Source organism: Streptomyces sp. NPDC002386 (assembly GCF_053593175.1).
Genome location: NZ_JBSFBX010000011.1, coordinates 259,854 through 278,064, shown reverse-complemented (window position 1 = coordinate 278,064; position 18,211 = coordinate 259,854). Strand labels below are relative to the sequence as shown.

At 74.7% G+C, this 18,211-nt stretch carries 16 protein-coding genes; 8 read left to right on the top strand and 8 right to left on the bottom strand.

Annotated features, from left to right (window positions below; all coding sequences use genetic code 11):
- Positions 1 to 43: 43 nt before the first annotated feature.
- From ACWCPN_RS23360 to ACWCPN_RS23345, 4 genes are all read left to right on the top strand, one after another.
- Positions 44 to 694 (top strand): alpha-ketoglutarate-dependent dioxygenase AlkB family protein, encoded by a 651-nt coding sequence (locus ACWCPN_RS23360; RefSeq protein ID WP_365124682.1) that lies wholly within the window; start codon positions 44 to 46, stop codon positions 692 to 694.
- A 46-nt stretch (positions 695 to 740) separates the two neighbouring features.
- Positions 741 to 1,976, top strand: coding sequence for an ROK family protein (locus ACWCPN_RS23355; RefSeq protein ID WP_392293702.1), 1,236 nt, complete (start codon positions 741 to 743; stop codon positions 1,974 to 1,976).
- On the top strand, positions 1,973 to 2,707 hold the full coding sequence (locus tag ACWCPN_RS23350) for an NUDIX domain-containing protein (RefSeq protein WP_451209309.1): 735 nt from the start codon (positions 1,973 to 1,975) through the stop codon (positions 2,705 to 2,707). The genes ACWCPN_RS23355 and ACWCPN_RS23350 overlap by 4 nt, the downstream gene beginning before the upstream one ends.
- A gap of 526 nt (positions 2,708 to 3,233) precedes the next feature.
- Entirely contained in the window at positions 3,234 to 3,515 is a 282-nt protein-coding gene (locus ACWCPN_RS23345) for an SHOCT domain-containing protein (protein WP_365124610.1), read from the top strand.
- A 173-nt stretch (positions 3,516 to 3,688) separates the two neighbouring features.
- Here ACWCPN_RS23345 and ACWCPN_RS23340 read toward each other — a convergent pair whose 3' ends face one another.
- Together ACWCPN_RS23340 and ACWCPN_RS23335 are read right to left on the bottom strand one after the other, a co-directional pair.
- Positions 3,689 to 4,351 (bottom strand): ATP-binding protein, encoded by a 663-nt coding sequence (locus ACWCPN_RS23340; RefSeq protein WP_451209306.1) that lies wholly within the window; start codon positions 4,349 to 4,351, stop codon positions 3,689 to 3,691.
- A 207-nt stretch (positions 4,352 to 4,558) separates the two neighbouring features.
- Complete coding sequence (locus ACWCPN_RS23335; protein WP_199209522.1) at positions 4,559 to 4,882, bottom strand: hypothetical protein; 324 nt, start codon at positions 4,880 to 4,882, stop codon at positions 4,559 to 4,561.
- Positions 4,883 to 5,258: 376 nt separating this feature from the next.
- Between ACWCPN_RS23335 and ACWCPN_RS23330 the strand changes: the two genes are divergently transcribed.
- Positions 5,259 to 6,386 carry a PLP-dependent cysteine synthase family protein gene (locus ACWCPN_RS23330; protein ID WP_199209521.1) on the top strand — a complete coding sequence of 376 codons (1,128 nt, stop codon included), beginning with the start codon at positions 5,259 to 5,261 and terminating at the stop codon, positions 6,384 to 6,386.
- Positions 6,387 to 6,404: 18 nt separating this feature from the next.
- Here ACWCPN_RS23330 and ACWCPN_RS23325 read toward each other — a convergent pair whose 3' ends face one another.
- A complete protein-coding gene (locus ACWCPN_RS23325; RefSeq protein WP_199209520.1) occupies positions 6,405 to 7,235 on the bottom strand; it encodes a DeoR/GlpR family DNA-binding transcription regulator in 831 nt (276 codons plus the stop codon).
- Between the two features lie 305 nt (positions 7,236 to 7,540).
- On the opposite strand from ACWCPN_RS23325, the gene ACWCPN_RS23320 reads away from it, so the two are divergent.
- On the top strand, positions 7,541 to 9,871 hold the full coding sequence (locus ACWCPN_RS23320; RefSeq protein ID WP_451209301.1) for a hypothetical protein: 2,331 nt from the start codon (positions 7,541 to 7,543) through the stop codon (positions 9,869 to 9,871).
- A 39-nt stretch (positions 9,872 to 9,910) separates the two neighbouring features.
- Here ACWCPN_RS23320 and ACWCPN_RS23315 read toward each other — a convergent pair whose 3' ends face one another.
- From ACWCPN_RS23315 to ACWCPN_RS23300, 4 genes are all read right to left on the bottom strand, one after another.
- Complete coding sequence (locus ACWCPN_RS23315) at positions 9,911 to 12,352, bottom strand: right-handed parallel beta-helix repeat-containing protein (protein ID WP_451209298.1); 2,442 nt, start codon at positions 12,350 to 12,352, stop codon at positions 9,911 to 9,913.
- A 111-nt stretch (positions 12,353 to 12,463) separates the two neighbouring features.
- The gene (locus tag ACWCPN_RS23310; RefSeq protein ID WP_451209296.1) at positions 12,464 to 13,069 is read right to left on the bottom strand and encodes an Rv1733c family protein; all 606 of its coding nucleotides are present in this window, start codon (positions 13,067 to 13,069) and stop codon (positions 12,464 to 12,466) included.
- Between the two features lie 155 nt (positions 13,070 to 13,224).
- The gene (locus tag ACWCPN_RS23305; protein ID WP_451209293.1) at positions 13,225 to 14,049 is read right to left on the bottom strand and encodes an MOSC domain-containing protein; all 825 of its coding nucleotides are present in this window, start codon (positions 14,047 to 14,049) and stop codon (positions 13,225 to 13,227) included.
- A 42-nt stretch (positions 14,050 to 14,091) separates the two neighbouring features.
- Positions 14,092 to 14,529 carry a DUF6643 family protein gene (locus tag ACWCPN_RS23300; protein WP_451209290.1) on the bottom strand — a complete coding sequence of 146 codons (438 nt, stop codon included), beginning with the start codon at positions 14,527 to 14,529 and terminating at the stop codon, positions 14,092 to 14,094.
- A gap of 304 nt (positions 14,530 to 14,833) precedes the next feature.
- On the opposite strand from ACWCPN_RS23300, the gene ACWCPN_RS23295 reads away from it, so the two are divergent.
- Positions 14,834 to 16,150 (top strand): TerD family protein, encoded by a 1,317-nt coding sequence (locus ACWCPN_RS23295; protein WP_451209287.1) that lies wholly within the window; start codon positions 14,834 to 14,836, stop codon positions 16,148 to 16,150.
- 2 nt (positions 16,151 to 16,152) lie between these two features.
- Here ACWCPN_RS23295 and ACWCPN_RS23290 read toward each other — a convergent pair whose 3' ends face one another.
- The gene (locus tag ACWCPN_RS23290) at positions 16,153 to 17,328 is read right to left on the bottom strand and encodes a glycosyltransferase (protein WP_451209284.1); all 1,176 of its coding nucleotides are present in this window, start codon (positions 17,326 to 17,328) and stop codon (positions 16,153 to 16,155) included.
- A 57-nt stretch (positions 17,329 to 17,385) separates the two neighbouring features.
- On the opposite strand from ACWCPN_RS23290, the gene ACWCPN_RS23285 reads away from it, so the two are divergent.
- On the top strand, positions 17,386 to 18,180 hold the full coding sequence (locus tag ACWCPN_RS23285; RefSeq protein WP_451209281.1) for a glutamate racemase: 795 nt from the start codon (positions 17,386 to 17,388) through the stop codon (positions 18,178 to 18,180).
- Positions 18,181 to 18,211 lie beyond the last annotated feature (31 nt).

The window sequence follows — 18,211 nt, the reverse complement described above, 5'->3', positions numbered from 1 at the left end:
CGCAGCTCACGACCGTTCGTGCAGGATGGAAGGTATGGATGGCATGGATGCGGAGCTGTTCGCCAGGGAGCCGACGCGGGTCGCGCCGGGCGCCGTGCACGTCCCCGGCTGGCTGCCCGCCGAGCGCCAGCGCGCGCTGCTCACCTCCTGCCGCGAGTGGGCCCGGCCACCGGCCGGCCTGCGCACCGTCCGCACACCCGGCGGCGGCACGATGAGCGCCCGGCAGGTCTGCCTCGGCCGGCACTGGTACCCGTACGGCTACGCCCCCACCGCCGTCGACGGCGACGGGGCGCCCGTGAAGCCGTTCCCGCCCTGGCTGGACGAGCTGGCCCGGGAGGCCGTGACCGACGCGCTCGGCCCGCGCGCGCTCCCGGCCGAGCCGTACGACATCGCCCTGATCAACTTCTACGACGGCGACGCCCGCATGGGCATGCACCGCGACGCCGACGAGCGGTCGGACGCGCCGGTGGTGTCGCTGAGTCTGGGCGACACCTGCGTCTTCCGGTTCGGCAACACCGAGACCCGCACCCGGCCGTACACGGACGTCGAGCTGCGCGGCGGCGACCTGTTCGTGTTCGGCGGGCCGTCCCGCCTCGCCTTCCACGGGGTGCCGCGCGTGCGTCCGGGGACGGCGCCGCCGGAACTGGGCCTGACCGGGCGGCTGAACATCACCCTGCGGGTCGGTGGTCGGTAGCCCCGGGGCAGGCCATCACGGCTGCGGATCATGGGAGACTCCCCTCATGACCGGCAAGGCGGACCCCCGTAAGGCGGGGGAAGGGACCACCCCCAGGGCGCGGCTGGACCGGGGGCGCGGTGCGCTCGGACCCGCGCTGGAGCTCGTGCACACCGGGCGGGCGCCGACCCGGGCCGTGCTCACCGCCGAACTCGGGGTGACCCGGGCGACCGCCGGAGCGGTGGCGGCCGAGCTGGAGGCGCTCGGGCTGATCCGGGTGAACGCCCGGCCCGGCGCGGCGGCCGGTTCCCAGGGTCGCCCCTCGCACCGCCTGGAGGTCGCCGAGGACGGCCCGGTGGTGCTCGCCGCGCAGGTCCACGCCGACGGCTTCCGGGCCGCGCTGGTGGGCCTCGGCGGGCGGATCGTGGCGACCGCGCCCGGCTGCGAGACCGTCGACGCGGACCCCGCGAAGGTGCTCGGCTCGGTCGTCGAGGCGGGCGCCGGACTCCTGCGCACGACCGGCCGCCGCTGCGTGGGCGCCGGGCTCGCCGTGCCCTCCGCCGTCGCCGAACCCGACGGCCTCGCCCTCAACCCGCTCCACCTGGCCTGGCCGGTGGGCGCACCGGTCCGCCGCATCTTCGCCGAGTGCGTGCGGGACGCCGGCATCACCGGCCCCGCCTTCGCGGCCAACGACGTCAACCTCGCCGCGCTCGCCGAGCACCGGCACGGCGCCGGCCGGGGCGCCCGGGACCTGCTGTGCGTGGCCACCGGGCACCGGGGCGTGGGCGGCGCACTCGTCCTCGACGGCCGCCTGCACACCGGGAGTTCGGGCCTCGCCCTGGAGGTCGGGCACCTCACCGTCAACCCGGAGGGCCGCCCCTGCCACTGCGGCAGCCGCGGCTGCCTCGACGTGGAGACGGACCCGCTGGCGCTGCTCGTCGAGGCGGGCCGCGACCCGGGCCCCGAGGTCTCCCTGCTCCAGCAGGCCAACGACATGCTGCGCGAGCAGTACACCGACCCGGCCGTGCGCACCGCCGCCGAGACCCTGATCGACCGCCTCGGACTGGGCCTGGCCGGTCTGGTCAACATCCTCAACCCCGACCGCATCATCCTCGGCGGACTGCACCGCACCCTGCTCGACACCGACCCCGGACGCCTGCGCGCGGTGGTCGCCGACCGCAGTCTGTGGGGCCAGAGCGGCGGCGTGCCGGTCCTGGCCTGCACCCTGGACCACAACAGCCTGGTCGGCGCGGCCGAGCTGGCCTGGCAGCCGGTGCTGGACGATCCGCTGGCGGCGCTGTGACGCGGGCGGGCCGGGTGGAACTGCTGGACGCCCCGCGCATCCGGCTCGTCGAGACCGCCGTGCCCGAACTGTCCCTCGCGCACCGGTCGGCCATGGACCGCCGGTGGGAGGAGGCGGTCCGGGCCAATCCGGCGCTCTTCGACGGTCCGGTGGCCGCGCTGACGGGCCTGGAGCGGGACGGGCGGGACGGTCTTGTGCTCTGGTGGGCCCGGGCCACGTACCGGTACCGCGCCCTGCGGGGGGTACCGGACGCGCCCAAGTGCTCCTCCCTGTTCGTCTCCGTGGTGCAGCCGTCCGACGACGGGCGTCTGGTGGTGGGGCGGATGGCCGCCTCGACGTCGGCGCCGGGCCGCTGGCAGCTTCCCGGCGGGACGGTCGAACCACCGGACGAGGGAGCCGAACTGGACGTCGACGGGCTGCGCCGGCACGCGGCCCGCGAGCTGTCCGAGGAGACCGGCTCCGGCATGCCGGCCGAGGCCCTCACCCTGTGGCTGACCACTCGGGGCGCGGGCGGCGGCGTCGGCGTCATGTTCCTCGCCCCGCCGTGCCCCGGCCGGGAACTGCGCGAGCGGTACGCGCGGCTGGTGACCACGGAGACCGGCGAGGGCCGCGAGCCCGAGTTCGACCGGATCGAACTGATCCGCCCGCCGGCCGGCCTGGACGGGCTGGAGGGCCCGCGCGTCGACTACCTGGAACCGGTCCTCCGTCACTACGCGGACGCCTCGGCCTGAGCCGCGGGCACCGGTCCGGCCCGGCGACCCGGCCGCCCCGGGCGGTGGAAACCGCACGCCCGCGCGCGTCCGGTGTCTGCGTCCGGCGTCTGCGTCTGCGTCGGACGGCCGGTTCCCCGCCGCGGCAGGGACAGACCTGCACCAGGGCCTCGCCGCACGGCGCGCGGTACGTGCACTCGGACCGAGCGGATCCGGGCCGGATCGTGCGCCGCGAGCGCTGCGCTCCCGCGGCGCTCGATGCGGGCGCGCGTCTCCCGTGCCATGAGCGTCTCGTCTCCCCGGGTCGCGGACCGGCGGTGCCGCGCTCTTCGTCGTCCTGGCGGCGGCCCCCACCGGAACCCCCCTCCGGCCGGGGACCCGCGCGATCGGGCCGCGACCGTGCCCGGGGCGGCGTACGGCATCTCCCTCGGCGTACTCCCGCGGAGGTACACGCACTGCCGCCGGCCGCACGACGACCCGGACCCCCCTGCGGAGGGAGTCTCGTGCCATCACCCGACGAACCGAGACGACGACGGAGACGAACGAGATGCAGACCCTGGCGAACTGGGACGGCGGGCCCGGCCCGTGGATCCTCTTCTTCCCCCTGATCTGGGCGGCCGTCGTGATCGGTGCCGTCACCTTCCTGCGCCGCACCGGCCTGCGGGGGAGGGGCCCGTGGCGGCCGGTGACCGGTGGCCGCCCGGCGGGTGACGCGCCGCTCGCGGTACTCGGCCGCCGCTTCGCCGCCGGTGAGATCGACGAGGACGAGTACTGGCGCCGGATGTCCGTCCTGGAGGAGCACTTCGGCCGCAAGGACGGTGCTGCCTGAGGACCGTGACGGCGGGCGCGCGGAAGGCGGCCCGCGTGGCCGGCGCGGCGAGGACGTGGACGGCGGCCACGGCGACGGTGCGAGGGGCGCGACACCGGGAACGCGCTCGGCGACCCCTCGCGCCCCGCCCCGTCCGTACGTCGTGGTGGCGTCGTGGTGGCGTCACCGCCCGGTCAGCCGGGAACGGCCGACCGGGCGGGAGCGGATGCCACGGCCGAGGCATGCGCCACGGCGGGGGCGGGGGCGGGGGCGGGGGCGGGGGCGGGGGCCGCGGGGACCGGTGTGGGCGCCGCGGTGACGGGTGCGGGAGCCGGGGCGACCGGTGTGGCCGCCACCGGGGCCGGCCGTGCCTCGGTGAGCCGGGGCGCGGGGCGCCGCTCGGCCGCGGGCCGGGGCGAGCGGGCCGGCCGGCGGACCGCAGCGGACGGCGCGGGCAGGGTGAACCACACGACCTTGCCGTCGTCGCCCTCGGGGCGGGCTCCCCAGCTCTCGCTCATCGCGGCCACCATCGCCAGCCCTCGGCCGCAGGTGGCCAGCGGGACCAGGTCCAGTGCCTCGACGGCGTCGGCGACCACGGGGAGGCGGGGATCGTGGTCGCGCACCGAGACCGTGAGCCGGTCGACCAGCAGTTCCAGCTCGACGGTGCACGACTTGTCCGGCCGGGCGTGCCGGTGGACGTTGCTGAGCAACTCGGTCACACCGAGCGCGGCCCGGTCTATCAACGGGTCCATGTGCCAGTAGCGCAGTTGCGCAGATACGATTCTGCGGACCTGGCCGATCCGCGACGGCAGGGCTTGGAGCTCCACCGTGCAGTGCCTGCTTGAGTGACTGATCACGGCTGCGACTCCCCGATGTGAGGTCCGGAGGAACCGGAGGAAACACGGAGAACAAACGGATCCAGCAGGGTGCTTGCGTCCAAACGTCCGCCTGCTGTGAGGGCCGGCGGGCTGGTTCGCAGCGTTATCGCCGGTAAACCCAGAGTGACGTGAGACCAGCGTGACGCAGCGGATGCGCTCCCGCAACTCGCCACCGTCGGTTGCCGGTCAGCCGCCACGACCGGCCGCGCGGCGCACCGCTTCGATGAACCGCCGGGCCGCCGGCGGCCCCGGCTCGCCCGGCGCGGGGTCGTGCTCACCCAGCGTCAGCGAGTACCGCTTGCCGTTGAGGTCCGCGTGCGCCCGGGCCTCCGGGGCGAACCACGGCCTGGAGGCGCGTACCGCCTGCACCGGCGCGCTGTCGATCTCGCTGCCGTAGCTGGTGAGCAACTCCACCCGGCCGTCGCTGATCCGGACCTGCCCGGCCCGGGTGAGCGAACGCAGCCGTTTGCCGATCCGCACGCCCTTGGCCGTGAACTCCGGCTCCGCCATGTCCTGCCGCCCCCTTGTGCGCGTCCTTCGCCGCGGTGCCGGACCGCGTGGGTCCGGATCGGCCCGTCCGGTCGTGCCGGTCCGGGCCGGCGCGGTGTCGTGCTCCAGTGTGCGCCGCTGTCCGGGACGATCGTCCCGTTCGGTGCAGTCTGCCCCGGCGAGGTCGGGAGCACCAGTGCGCAGGGGGCGCGCGCGAAGGGCGCCCGGAGCACTCCCGCCAATGCGCCCCGGGGCGCCTCGCGCTGCTGTGCCCCAGCGTTCCTTTGAGTGGCCCAAAGATGCGTTTATGCAGGTGAGGCGAGGTGTGCAAGGTGCCTATGATGCGAGGTGCCGGCCGCAGGAGGCGCCGTCGGCGCCCAGCGTAAGGAGCCCCGCCGTGAGCACCACCCCACAGACCGGCACCACCGGCACCACCCTGGACGTCGACCGCAGCGACGCCGCCTACCGAGCCTGGCTGAAAGACGCCGTCCGCAAGGTGCAGGCCGACGCCAACCGCTCGGCGGACACGCATCTGCTGCGCTTCCCGCTGCCCGAGCGGTGGGGCATCGACCTGTACCTGAAGGACGAGTCGACGCACCCCACGGGCAGCCTCAAGCACCGGCTCGCCCGCTCCCTGTTCCTGTACGGCCTGTGCAATGGCTGGATCCGGCCGGACCGCCCGGTGATCGAGGCGTCCAGTGGCTCCACGGCCGTCTCCGAGGCGTACTTCGCGAAGCTGGTCGGCGTGCCCTTCATCGCCGTCATGCCACGCACGACGAGCGCCGAGAAGTGCCGTCTGATCGAGTTCCACGGCGGACAGTGCCACTTCGTGGACGACTCCCGGAAGATGTACGAGGAGTCCGCCCGCCTCGCGGTGGAGACCGGTGGCCACTACATGGACCAGTTCACCTACGCCGAGCGGGCCACCGACTGGCGCGGCAACAACAACATCGCCGAATCGATCTTCCGCCAGCTGGAGTTGGAGCGTTTCCCGGAGCCCGCCTGGATCGTCGCCACGGCGGGCACCGGCGGTACCTCGGCGACCCTCGCGCGCTATGTGCACTACATGCAGTACGACACCCGCATCTGTGTCGCCGACCCCGACAACTCCTGTTTCTTCGAGGGCTGGACCACCGGCGATCCGGACGTCACCTGCGACTGCGGCTCCCGGATCGAGGGCATCGGCCGGCCGCGCATGGAGCCGAGCTTCGTGCCCGGCGCGATCGACCGGATGATGAAGGTCCCGGACGCCGCCAGCGTGGCCGCCGTACGCGCCCTGGAGCGGGCCATCGGCCGCAAGGCGGGCGGCTCGACGGGCACCGGACTGTGGAGCGCGCTGAAGATAGTCTCCGAGATGGTGGCCGAGGGGCGCACCGGCAGCGTCGTCACTCTGCTGTGCGACCCGGGGGACCGCTACCTGGACAAGTACTACTCCGACTCCTGGCTCGAGGAGCAGGGCCTGGACATCGCCCCGTACACGGCCGCGATCGAGTCGCTGCTGGACACGGGCGTGTGGCCGGACTGAGGGCCGGCCGACGCCCCGTCAGATGTCCTCGTCGTCCTCGGTCTCGCCCGCCACCACCAGCCGGCGCAGGTGCTCGGCGATCTCCGTGCGCGCCTCGGCGGGCAGGCCCGCGTCGGTGACCAGCGTGTCCACCTGCGCCAGTCCGGCGAACGAACTCAGGCCCACCGTGCCCCACTTGGTGTGGTCGGCCACCACCACGACCCGGCGCGCCGACTGCACGAGCCGGCGGTTCGTCTCGGCCTCCGCGAGGTTCGGCGTGGACAGCCCGGCCTCCACCGATATCCCGTGCACGCCGAGGAAGAGCAGATCGAAGTGGAGCGCGGCGATCGCCTGGTCGGCCACCGGGCCCACCAGCGAATCGGACGGGGTGCGCACCCCGCCGGTCAGCACCACCGTCGCCGCGCCCTGCCGCTGCCCCGAGGTGCGCTGCGCCGCGTGGAAGACGTCGGCGACCCGCACCGAGTTCGTCACCACGGTCAGGTCGGGCACCTCCAGCAGGTGCTGCGCGAGCGCGTAGGTCGTCGTACCGCCGGACAGGGCGATCGCCGTGCCCGGAGTGACCAGCCGGGCGGCGGACCGCGCGATGTCCTCCTTCGCGGTCAGCTCCAGCGCCGACTTCGCCTCGAAACCGGGCTCGTGCGTGCTCGCCTCGACCACCGGGACCGCGCCGCCGTGCACCTTCTCCAGCATGCCCTGGCGGGCCAGCGCGTCCAGGTCGCGCCGCACGGTCATGTCGGACACGCCGAGCTTGCGGGTCAGTTCGTTGACCCGGACACCGCCCCGGCGCCGGACCTCGTCCAGGATGAGGGCGCGGCGCTGCTCCGCGAGGAGGTTCTGATTCTCACTCACGTACGCTCCGGTCCCTTCGCCGCGATCCGTCGTCCGACCCGCCCGCCGCACCGGCTCCGACCTGGAGTCCAGTGGTCCGGGGTGCACGGGCGTTCCATCCTTTCACGGGACGGCCACGGTCGCGCCACCGCCTTTCCCGACGCGCACATGCCATCGCGGCCCGGGACACGGCCGGGGTACCGGGACCGCTGTCACACGGATCGGGGAGATTGCGTGACGAGAGGTGTACCAGGGCCCGGAAACGGAGAACCTGAAGCCCGCGTGGACAGGTGTCCGGCAGCCGCGTCTCGGGGGAAGTGCTGACAGTGGAACGTGCGCAGGAACGCAGTCCCGGGCCGGCGACGGACGGCTCCGCCTTACGGCCCGCACCGGCGGGCGCCGAGCTGGAACTGCTGGTGCACGGCGTCGGCGGCACCACACCCGAGAAGATGCTCGGTGACCCGCGCACCGTGCGGGTCACCGGCGACGGCACGGCAGCGATCTTCCGGCGCGCCGCCGACGCCGGGGAATGCGCGGCCGCGGACGGACCCCGCGGCGAACCGGTCCAGGAGGCGTACGTCTGGTGCAACCTCACCTCCGGTGACGGCACCCGCGCCCTGTGGCTCCTGCTGCTGCCTTTCATGGTGGTCAACCTCGCCCACTGGATGCGCCCCGCCGCCCACGGCCGCATGCGCACCGTCCGGCTCTACGGCCTCCTCGTGCGGCTGGCCGCCCTCACCCTGACCGTGCTGTTCACGGCCGCCGCCTGTGAGGTCGTCCTCGACCTGGTCGCCTGGCAGTGCGCGGGTGTCGCCGACTGCGCCCGCCGCCACACCTGGCTGGGCTTCCTCTCCCCGGCCGTGGCCGGCGACGCCTGGTGGACCCGGCCGGGCCGCCGCCTCGCGCTCGCCGCGCTGATCCCGGCCGCCCTGACCGCCCTGCTCTGGTACCTCTCGCACCGCACCTGGAACACCTACGAGTCCCACCAGCCGATGGCCCGCGACCCCGAGCCGGAGACCGACACGAGTGCCCTGGCCCGGCCCGGCTTCTGGTACGGGCGCCGCCTGGTGGCCCGGCTGCGCGCCGCCCACACCGCGGCAGGCCTGCTCACGGTCGCCGCCGCCGTCGCCACGCCCACGGCCCGCTTCGACCACCGCCCCGGCGGGCCGGCCGTGCTGAACGCGCTCGGCTGGCTCCTCGCGGCCGCCCTGCTCGGCTGCGCGGCCGCCGTGGTGGCCGTTGTCTGCCGCCGCGGCCGCAGCGAGCGGTGCCCCGACCACCGGCTCGACCGCCACCTCGTGCGCCGCCTGCCGCTCGGCGCCCTCGTCCTGCTGCTGCTCACCCTGGTCCACGCCGGCTGGTCCCGTCCCGGCTGGCGGTCCGCCGGCCGGCTGCCCGGTGACGCCGCCTTCGGCGCCCTCATGCTGACCCAGGGACTGCTCGTCGTCGTCCTCGCCGTCGTCGCCCGCGGCCTGTACCGCCGGCGGCCGGAGCCGCGCGCCGCGGGCCACGGCCTCGGCGGGCCGGCGGTGGCGCTGCTCGCCTGCGCGCTGGGCGGCGTGATGTCCGGCGGCGTCGCACAGCGCGTCGCCGACTGGCTGGACGGCACCCGGTCCCTCCTCGACGGCCCGCCGGTACTGCTGACCTGGCAGGCCTCCGTCATCCCGCCGCTGCTCGTGGTGCTGCTGTTCCTCGCCGCCCACCTGGCCCGGCGCACCGCCCGGCTCGCACGGGCCGAGCGCGACCGGGTACGGCACGAGCATCCCGGCGAGCCCGAGGACCCCGCCCGCACCCGCCGTATCGCCCACGCGCGGGCCATGGCCACGCTCACCGACCGGGCGCCGCTGGTCATCGGTGTGCTCTGCGCCGCCACCCTGGTGCTGGGCGCGGCCGCGCTCGCGGGCGCCCTGGCCACCGGCGAGCCGCCCGAGGGCGCGGCCCGGCGGACGTACGACGTCGTCCGGGCGGCCGCCGAGACCTCGCAGGCGCTGGGCTCCTGGCTGGTCGGCATAGGGTTCCTGCTGTTCGTCACCTGGGGCCGGCGCGCCTACCGGGACGCCTCCGCCCGGCGCACCATCGGCATCCTCTGGGACGTCGGCACCTTCTGGCCGCGCGCCGCCCACCCCTTCGCCCCGCCCTGCTACGCCGAGCGCGCGGTGCCGGACCTGACCTGGCGGATGGCGACCTGGACCGCGCGCACCGGCGGCCGGCTGGTCCTGTCCGGCCACTCCCAGGGCAGCGTGCTGGCCGCGTCCGCCGCCTGGCAGCTCAGCCCGTCGACCCGCAAACGCGTCGCCCTGCTCACCTACGGCTCCCCGCTGGAGCGTCTCTACGGCCGCTGGTTCCCGGCCCACTTCGGTCCGCCCGCGCTGGCCGCACTGCACCGGGACGTCGCCTGCTGGCGCAACCTCCACCGCCCCACCGACCCCATCGGCGGACCCGTCCGGCTGCCCGGCGACTGCGGTCCCGAGGTCGACCACGAGCCCCTGCGCGATCCCCTCGCCTACGGCCGCACCCCCGAGCACCCGCTCCCGGCCCCGGTCCTCGGCCACTCCGACTACCAGGCCGATCCGGCCTTCGCCCGCGAACGGGCCCGTCTCCTGTCCCGCCTGCGCCCGGAGCTGCCCACCCAGCGTCCGCAGAGCCCGGAACCGTGACGCGCGCGGGCTGGACTGCCCCGGTCAGGGCAGCTCGGGTCAGGGCAGCTCGGGCAGGTCCTCGCCGTACAGCAGGGTCAGGTCGTCGGTGCTGGGCTCCGCGAGCTGGGCGACGCGGCTCGCGTGCCGTTCCACCATCGCCTCGAAGGTCTGACGCGCGGTACGGCCGTTGCCGAACGCGGCGCCCTTCGGGATCGCCGTGAAGTACTTCAGCAGCGCCTCCGACGCTCCCGGGGTCAGCCGGTACTCGTGCTCGTCGGCCTGCTGCTCCACGATCCGGAGCAGCTCGTCCGGGCCGTAGTCCCCGAAGGTGATGGTCCGTGAGAAGCGCGAGGCGACACCGGGGTTGACGGAGAGGAAGCGCTCCATCTCGGCCGTGTAGCCGGCGACGATCACCACCACCGCGTCCCGGTGGTCCTCCATCAGCTTCACCAGCGTGTCGATGGCCTCCTTGCCGAAGTCGCGCCCGGCGTCCTCCGGGGAGAGCGCGTACGCCTCGTCGATGAACAGCACACCGCCGTGCGCCCGCTGGAAGGCCTCCTGGGTGCGGATCGCCGTCGAGCCGATGTGCTCACCGACCAGGTCGACCCGGGACACCTCGACCAGATGTCCCTTCTCCAGCACCCCGAGGGAGGCGAGGATCTCGCCGTACAGCCGGGCCACCGTCGTCTTGCCCGTACCGGGGGAGCCGGTGAAGACCAGGTGCCGCTTGACCGAGGCCGCCTTCAGGCCCGCCTGCTGCCGGCGCCGGCCCACCTCGATCATGTCGGTCAGCGCCCGGACCTCCCGCTTGACGCTGTCCAGGCCCACCAGCGCGTCCAGTTCACCGAGCACGTCCTTCGAGGACCGGGCCGGCTGCTCCGGCCCGACCGCGGCGACGGCCGGTTCCGCGTCCAGGGCGCGCTGGCCGGGGATCGCTCCGAGCAGGCCGGCGGAGGAGGGGGCCGCCGACTGCTCGGCCGTCTCGCGCCGGTCCGGCGGCCTCAGGCCGCCGCTCTCGTCGCTGGTGCAGTCCTCCACCACCGGGCCCGTCCCGGAGCCGGCGTCCGGCCCGGCGTCCGCGAACTCGTAACCACCGCGCGCGCACCGCTCCGTGCGGCACTTGCGCAACGTCGTGCGGCATCCGTCGATCACGTGGAATCCGTAGCCGCCGCTGCCGCTGACCCGGCAGTTCACGAAGGTGCCCCGGCCGCCGGCGGAGACGTAGAAGCCCGCCTCGGCGGGGGAGTCGACGGTGCACCGCTCGACGGTGGGGTCGGCGCCCTTGGTGACGATCACCCCGGTCTGGGTGCCGTCCACCGTGCAGTTGGCGAGGTTGCCGCCGCTGCCGTGGTCGCGGAACCAGGCGCCGGTGGCCGCGTCCCGGATCCGGCAGTCGTCGAGCTGTGCGGTCGCGCCGTCGCTCACCGACACCGCCGTGTTGCGGACCTGGTACAGATCGCTGTCCACGACGTCCGCGCGCGAGCCGCGGTCCAGCACGAACAGCGCGTCCGGCACGTCGTGCACCCGGCAGGCGTCGAGCACCGCGGTGGCGCCGTCGCTCACCCACACCGCCGGGTAGTCACCTGTGCTGTCGAAGATCTCGCACTGGTTGGCGTCGACCCGGGTGCCCGGGTCCCACACCGAAAGGCCGTTGCGGCCGAACTGCCGGACCGTCGTCCTGGTCAGCGTGAGCACCGAGCGGGAACGCAGGTCGATCGCGTTCTCCGGGACGTCGTGGATCCTGCAGTCGGCGAGCGTGAGCACCGCGTCCGTGTCCAGCGTGACACCGTCGGCCGTGGTGCGGTGCAGATCGCAGTCGGTGAGATGCGCCGTGGCCCGCCCGGTGACCTGCACCCCGGAGCCCCGGACCTCGTACACCTCGCAACCGACCGCCTCCAGCGCCGAGTTCTCCCCGGTCGCGGTCAGTCCGTTGCCGGCGGCGTGGTGCACGCGGCAGCGCTCCAGCCGAGGATGGGCGCCGCCGTGCACGGAGACCCCCGCCTGCCCCGCCGAGACGACCTCGCACTCCTCGAACACCCCGCCCGCGCCGTCGAGTACGGCGATGCCGATGCCGGCCGGGTTGTCGACGGTGCAGCGACGCACGGTCGGACGCGCCCCGCCCCGCACCTCGATGCCCGCGGCGGACCGGGTGACGACGCGCACGTCCCTCAGCTCGGGCGTGCCCTCCTCCACCAGCAGGGCGGGCGCGGCGCCGTCCTGGCCCTCCACGTGCAGGTCCTGCACCACCGCGGAGGCCCGGACGGTCAGCGGGACACCGTCCGGCGGCGCGATCCGAACCGAGCCCGGCGCGCCCTCGGGACCCCGCAGGGTCACCGGCCGCCGCACGACCAGGTTCTCCCGGTAGGTGCCGGGGGCGATGGTGAGGACGTCGCCGTCGGCGGCGGCCTCCAGGGCTGCGGCGAGCGAAGCGTACTCACCCGTGCGGCGACGCCACCGCGAAGTACCGCTGTGCGTCACCTGGACCGTGCCCTGTGCCATGGCGTTGCCGTGCCCCCACCTCGTAGTACGCGGGTTTTGGTGCCGAATGCGAGTCGGCCGCTCCACCGTAGCGTGCGCGCGGGTGGTGGGATGACCAGAGCGGGAAGGCCGTCAGCTGCCGGTGCCCGCCTTGCCCCAGTCCGGACCCGCCCGGTCCCAGGCCCGGTCCCAACGCGCGTACCGGCGGCGGACCATGCGCCACACGATCAGCCGCCGCCCGCATTCGACCAGGCCCGCCGTGAGCAACGCGGCGCCCAGGCCCGCCAGTACGGCGTGCGTGGTCGCCGTGGGGGAGTCCAGCGGGCGTGTCGTGACACGGCCGTGCCGGTCCGTCCAGAGCGCGAAGCGGTCGCCGGGGTGCGGCGATCCGAGCTTCGCCAGTGCCGGTCCGCGCCGGTGGCCGCCACCCGGTGCCGGCCAGTCCGCGAGGACCCTGCTGTGGGCGTCCCCCACGGCGCTGGTGTCGGGGTCGGTCTCCACCGGGGCGCCGCCGAGTCTTCGCACCACGGTCGCCGTGACGAGGTGACGTTCGTGCTGCTGCTCCCGCGCGGAGCGCTGCAGGGAGTCCTGAGCCGTCGTCCCGACCAGGACGCCGGTCACCGGAGCGGCCACGGCGATCAGCACCAGTGCCGCCAGGGCCACCCAGGCCTCGGTCAGATCGGTCGCACGGCGCAGCGGATTCCGCCGCCAGCGCCACAGTCCTTTGATGGCCCGCACGTCCCCCACCCCCTTCCGCTCCTCGGCGGTCCCCCCGAGGAGCCGCCCGCCCCCGCGTCCGGGCCGGGGGCGAGTGGCCTCACCCCCGGCCCGGACCGTTCACGCAATCCTCATGGTGTCCCAACGACCGGTCCCCGCGCCGGGGTTCCCGGGAGTCACGACAGCACCCGGACCGGGTCGCCCACCCGGATGGTGCCGGGCGCGAGCGGCACCAGGTTCTGGCCGAACAGCAGCCGGCCGCCGACCTTGCGGTGCCGGGCGAGGGTGCGCAGGGGCTCGCGGCCGCGCCGGGCGGTGTCCTGGTCGGTCGTGGTCACCACGCAGCGCGCACAGGGCTTGGCGACCCGGAAGTCCACCCCGCCGATCGAGAGGCCGGACCAGTCGTCCTCCGCCCACGGCTCGGTGCCCTCGACGACCACGCTCGGCCGGAAGCGGTTCATCGGAAGCGGGCCCTCGTCGGCGTGATCGCCCCGCGCCACCAGTTCGTTCAGGGCGTCGAGGGAGGCGACGGAGGTGACGAGCAGGGGATAGCCGTCGGCGAAGCTCACGGTCTCGCCCGGTCGCGCGTACTCGGGGTCCAGCGGGCGGCGGGACGCCGGATCGTCCATGTGGACCAGCCGGACACCGGCGCCCAGATGGCCGGAACACCACATATGGGCGGAGTCGGACGCCGGGACCGCCGTCACCTCCGTGCCGAAGACGCTCACCGGCACCGTGGCGGCCGGTTCCGGGACCGCGACCTCCAGCGGTTCACGTCCGGGTGCGGACAGCCGAACGCCGCCGCCGGGCAAGGGCTCGGCGGCGGCGAGTGCGAGACGCGGCTGTTCGCGCTGTGTGACGACCTTTCCCCCGTCGTCGATCAGTGTCCAGCGTCGGTCCCCGGCCGGCCCCCAGGGCTCCACCACGGCCTCCCGGGGCGAGACGCCCCGGAACGCCTTGACCGGATAGACGTGGATCGACCGCAGTCGCGCGTTCCCCATGAGGCCATCGTGCCAGGTGGCAGCGGCGGCCGGGGGTGCGGGTCAGTAGCCCCGGTACTGCTGGTTGTTGTACGGGTCCTGGTACGGAGCCGCGGCCGGCCGCGGGGCGGCGGGGCGCATGGCCTCGTACCCGGTGCCGCCGGCCATCGGGCGCTGCTGCTGCGGCGCCTGCGGACCCGGGTAACCGCGCGGCGCGCTCGCCTGCTGCGGGATGTACGCCGTGGGCGCCTGCTGCAGCGGGGCGGGGTGCTGCGCCTGCGGGTAGCCGTAGGCGGGGGCCTGGTGCGACGGACCGGCCGGGAGGGCGGGCAGCGCCGACGGCAGCGCGGGCAGGCTGCTGCCCGTGTCGTACGCGGCGGGGACCCGGATCGGGGCGATCTGCGGGGTACCCCGCTCGGCCACGAGGGAGTCGTAGATCGGGGTGTCCGGGAAGGAGGCGGAGTAGTAGCCGCCGCCATAAGTGGAGCGGGGGGAGGTCATGGCACATAAGTTAAGCCCACGATGTGCTGGTTGGGGAGACCGATAAGAGGGTTGTTTTCCGTGTCGGCAGTGACGCGGGATCCCCAATCCGAGCGAACTCGGCAAAAATGGACGCCGATCAGGGTTTGGATCGTGTAAAAGCCGAGTTCCTGATGGGTTACCGGCGGTTGACAGGCGATCTTCGCCGCTCGTCCTGTGCGGCTCATGTGCGTCCGCCGTCCCCGGGAATAGGTTGGGCGGGTAGCGATCATCCGGGGTGCCCGGGAACGTCCGGGGCGCACGCCGACACGCGATGGGGGCGGACATGACAATGACGAAAGGATCGAACGCGCCGGTGCCGACCACGGCCCTGCGCGTCGAACTGGGCTGGCGACCGGGGCCCTCGGTACCCGACGCGGACGCCTCCGCGCTGCTGCTCGCGGCCGGAAAGGTCCGCTCCGACGGGGACTTCGTCTTCTACAACCAGCCCGCGCACCCCTCGGGCGCGGTCCGGCACCAGGGCAAGCGGACCACCGGTGAGCGGGTCACCGACACTCTCCTCGTCGACCTCGCGCGCGTGGAGAGCGGGATCGACCGGATCGTCCTCGCGGCCTCGTCCGACGGCGGGACGTTCGGGCAGGTGCCCGGCCTCTACGTCGAGGTGACCGAGGACGGCGGCGGCGCGGTGGTCGCCCGCTTCGACAGCCCCGGAGCGACCTCCGAGACCGCCTTCGTGCTCGGCGAGTTCTACCGGCGCCAGGGCGGCTGGAAGTTCCGCGCCGTCGGCCAGGGCTACAGCAGCGGACTCGAGGGACTGGCAACGGACTTCGGCATCACCGTCGACGAACCGCAGCGGCACGCCGCGCCGTCCGCACCCCCTGCCCCGCCCGCGACGCCGCCCGTCCGGCCCGCCGCACCGCCGCCCCCGCCCGCCGCGCCGCCGGTGACGATGCCGCCGCCGGTCACCGCGTCGGTCCCGCTGCCGCCGCCCCCGGCCGCCGCGACCGCGCCGGTCCGCCTCTCCAAAGTCACCCTCACCAAGGCCGCCCCGTCCGTCTCGCTGGCCAAGCAGGGCGGTACATCGGGAGCCATGCGGGTCAACCTGAACTGGCAGGTGCGCAAGCAGTTCCCTGGCCGGCGGGGCCGCTGGGGCGGCGGCCAGGGCGACGTCGACCTCGACCTGTGCGCCCTGTACGAACTCGCCGACGGACGCAAGGGCGTCGTACAGGCCCTCGGCAACGCCTTCGGATCGCTGAACCGTCCGCCGTACATCCACCTGGACGGCGACGACCGCACCGGCGCGGTCGCCGACGGCGAGAACCTCACCGTCAACCTCGACCACAAACAGGACTTCCGGCGCATCCTGGTCTTCGTCACCATCTACGAGGGCGCCGCGTCCTTCGCCGACCTGCACGCCACGGTCACCCTCCAGCCGCAGCACGGCGCCCCGATCGACTTCTCCCTGGACGAGTGCACCGTCCCGTCCACGGTCTGCGCGCTCGCCCTGATCACCCACGCGGGCGGCGACCTCGTCGTCCAGCGCGAGGCCCGGTACCTGGTGCCCGACCGGGGAATGAGCCCGCAGCGGACCATAGACCGCGCCTACGGCTGGGGCATGAACTGGACACCCGGCCGCAAGTGAAATCAGCCCTCGTCGGGCCGCACCTCCGGACGCGCGTAGGTGCGGCCCTTCCAGGCCGCACCCCGCCCCCGGTAGTGCTGCACAGCCGAGTCCACCGTCATCAGGAGATAGAGGAGAGCGGTGAAGGGCAGCAGCGGCGCGAGCCACGGCGGCTGCCGGTGGTAGCGCAGCATCGGCAGGTACGTCCCCGCCATCACCGCCCACGCCAGCGCGCCCGCCGCCGCCGTGGCCGCACTGCCCGCGGCCGCCCCCGCCACCACGGCCGCGGGCGGCACCAGGTACACGAGGGCGAGCCCGGCGACCGTGCCGAACAGCAGCGGCGGGCTGTGCCGCAACTGGGCGTAGGCACTGCGCGAGACCATCCGCCACAGATCGCGCAGCCGGGGGTAGGGCCGCACGCTGTCCACCCGGTCGGCCAGCCCCAGCCACACATGACCATCGGCACGCTTCACCGCGCGCGCGAGGGCGACGTCGTCGATCACCGCGTGCCGGATGGCGTCCGGGATCCCCGCCCGCTCGGCCATGTCCGCGCGCAGCAGCACGCAGCCGCCCGCGGCGGCCGCCGTACGCGACCCCCGCCGGCCGATCCGGCGGAACGGGTAGAGCTGCGCGAAGAAGTAGACGAACGCGGGCACCACGAGCCGCTCCCACAGGCTCGCCACCCGCAGCCGCGCCATCTGCGACACCACGTCGAAACCGCCCGTACGGGCCGCCGCCACCAGCTCCCGCAGGCTGTCCGGCGCGTGCGCGATGTCGGCGTCCGTCAGGAGCAGGTACTCGGGGTCACGCGCGCGTGCCAGGGCGATCCCGTGCCGCACCGCCCAGAGCTTGCCCGTCCAGCCCGCCGGCGGCTCGCCGGGGGAGGCCACCGTGAGCGGCAGCCCTCCGTGCCGGCGGGACAGCTCCCGGGCCACCTCCGCGGTGCCGTCCGTGCTCCCGTCGTCCACCAGGACGATCCCGGCGCGCCCCGGATAGTCCTGGGCGAGCAGCGACGGCAGACTCGCCGGCAGCACCGCGGCCTCGTCCCGGGCCGGCACCACGACGCACACCGACGGCCAGTCACCGGAACCGCCGCGCGGCGGCAGCCGGACGTCCGTGCGCCAGAAGAAGCCCTGGCACAGCAGCAGCCAGCACCAGGCGGCGAGGGAGGCGACGGCGATCCACAGAAGGGCGCTCACGGGCGCAGTCTGCCCCACCCGACCGGCCGATCGGAGCCCATCGTCTATCGTGGCCGGGTGAAGATCGCGCTCATGGACTCCGGAATCGGCCTGCTGGCGGCCACCGCCGCGGTACGGCGCCTGCGGCCCGACGCGGACCTCGTCCTCTCCCTCGACCCCGACGGCATGCCCTGGGGGCCGCGCACCACCGAGGACCTCACCTCACGAGCCCTGGCCGTCGCCGACGCCGCCGCGGCCCACCGTCCGGACGCCCTGATCATCGGCTGCAACACCGCCACCGTGCACGCGCTGCCCGCCCTGCGTGCCCGTCTGGAGCCCGGCATCCCGGTGATCGGCACGGTCCCGGCGATCAAGCCGGCCGTCGCCGGCGGCGGCCCGGTCGCCATCTGGGCCACGCCCGCCACCACCGGCAGCCCCTACCAGCGCGGTCTCATCGAGGAGTTCGCCGACGGCGTCCGGGTCACCGAGGTGCCCTGCTGGGGGCTGGCCGAGGCCGTGGAACACGCGGACGAGGCGGCCATCGACACCGCCGTCGCCGCCGCGGCCGCGCTGACCCCGGACGACGTCACGACCGTCGTCCTCGGCTGCACCCACTACGAACTGGTGGCGGACCGGATCCGCGCCGCCGTACGGAACGGAAGCCCCACCCCGCTCGCCCTGCACGGCTCCGCCGGGGCGGTCGCCGCCCAGGCCCTGCGCCGCCTCGGCGAACAGCCCACCCCCGAGGTCCCGGCCGACGGCACGCTGACGGTGCTGCTCAGCGGCCGCGAGGGCGCGCTGCCCGCGGCCGCGCTGCTCTACCCCGAGGGACGGCTGCTGCCGTCGGCCGGGCCGCTCGCCGACCGGCACTGACCCCTCACCCGGGCCGCACCCGGCCGGTGTC

What these genes read in the sequence shown, in the direction of transcription:
- ACWCPN_RS23360 (WP_365124682.1), top strand. Translation starts at nt 44, where the DNA reads ATGGATGCGGAGCTGTTCGCCAGGGAGCCGACGCGGGTCGCGCCGGGC.
- ACWCPN_RS23355 (WP_392293702.1), top strand. Translation starts at nt 741, where the DNA reads ATGACCGGCAAGGCGGACCCCCGTAAGGCGGGGGAAGGGACCACCCCC.
- ACWCPN_RS23345 (WP_365124610.1), top strand. Translation starts at nt 3,234, where the DNA reads ATGCAGACCCTGGCGAACTGGGACGGCGGGCCCGGCCCGTGGATCCTC.
- ACWCPN_RS23335 (WP_199209522.1), bottom strand. Translation starts at nt 4,882, where the DNA reads ATGGCGGAGCCGGAGTTCACGGCCAAGGGCGTGCGGATCGGCAAACGG.
- ACWCPN_RS23315 (WP_451209298.1), bottom strand. Translation starts at nt 12,352, where the DNA reads ATGGCACAGGGCACGGTCCAGGTGACGCACAGCGGTACTTCGCGGTGG.
- ACWCPN_RS23305 (WP_451209293.1), bottom strand. Translation starts at nt 14,049, where the DNA reads ATGGGGAACGCGCGACTGCGGTCGATCCACGTCTATCCGGTCAAGGCG.
- ACWCPN_RS23300 (WP_451209290.1), bottom strand. Translation starts at nt 14,529, where the DNA reads ATGACCTCCCCCCGCTCCACTTATGGCGGCGGCTACTACTCCGCCTCC.
- ACWCPN_RS23295 (WP_451209287.1), top strand. Translation starts at nt 14,834, where the DNA reads ATGACAATGACGAAAGGATCGAACGCGCCGGTGCCGACCACGGCCCTG.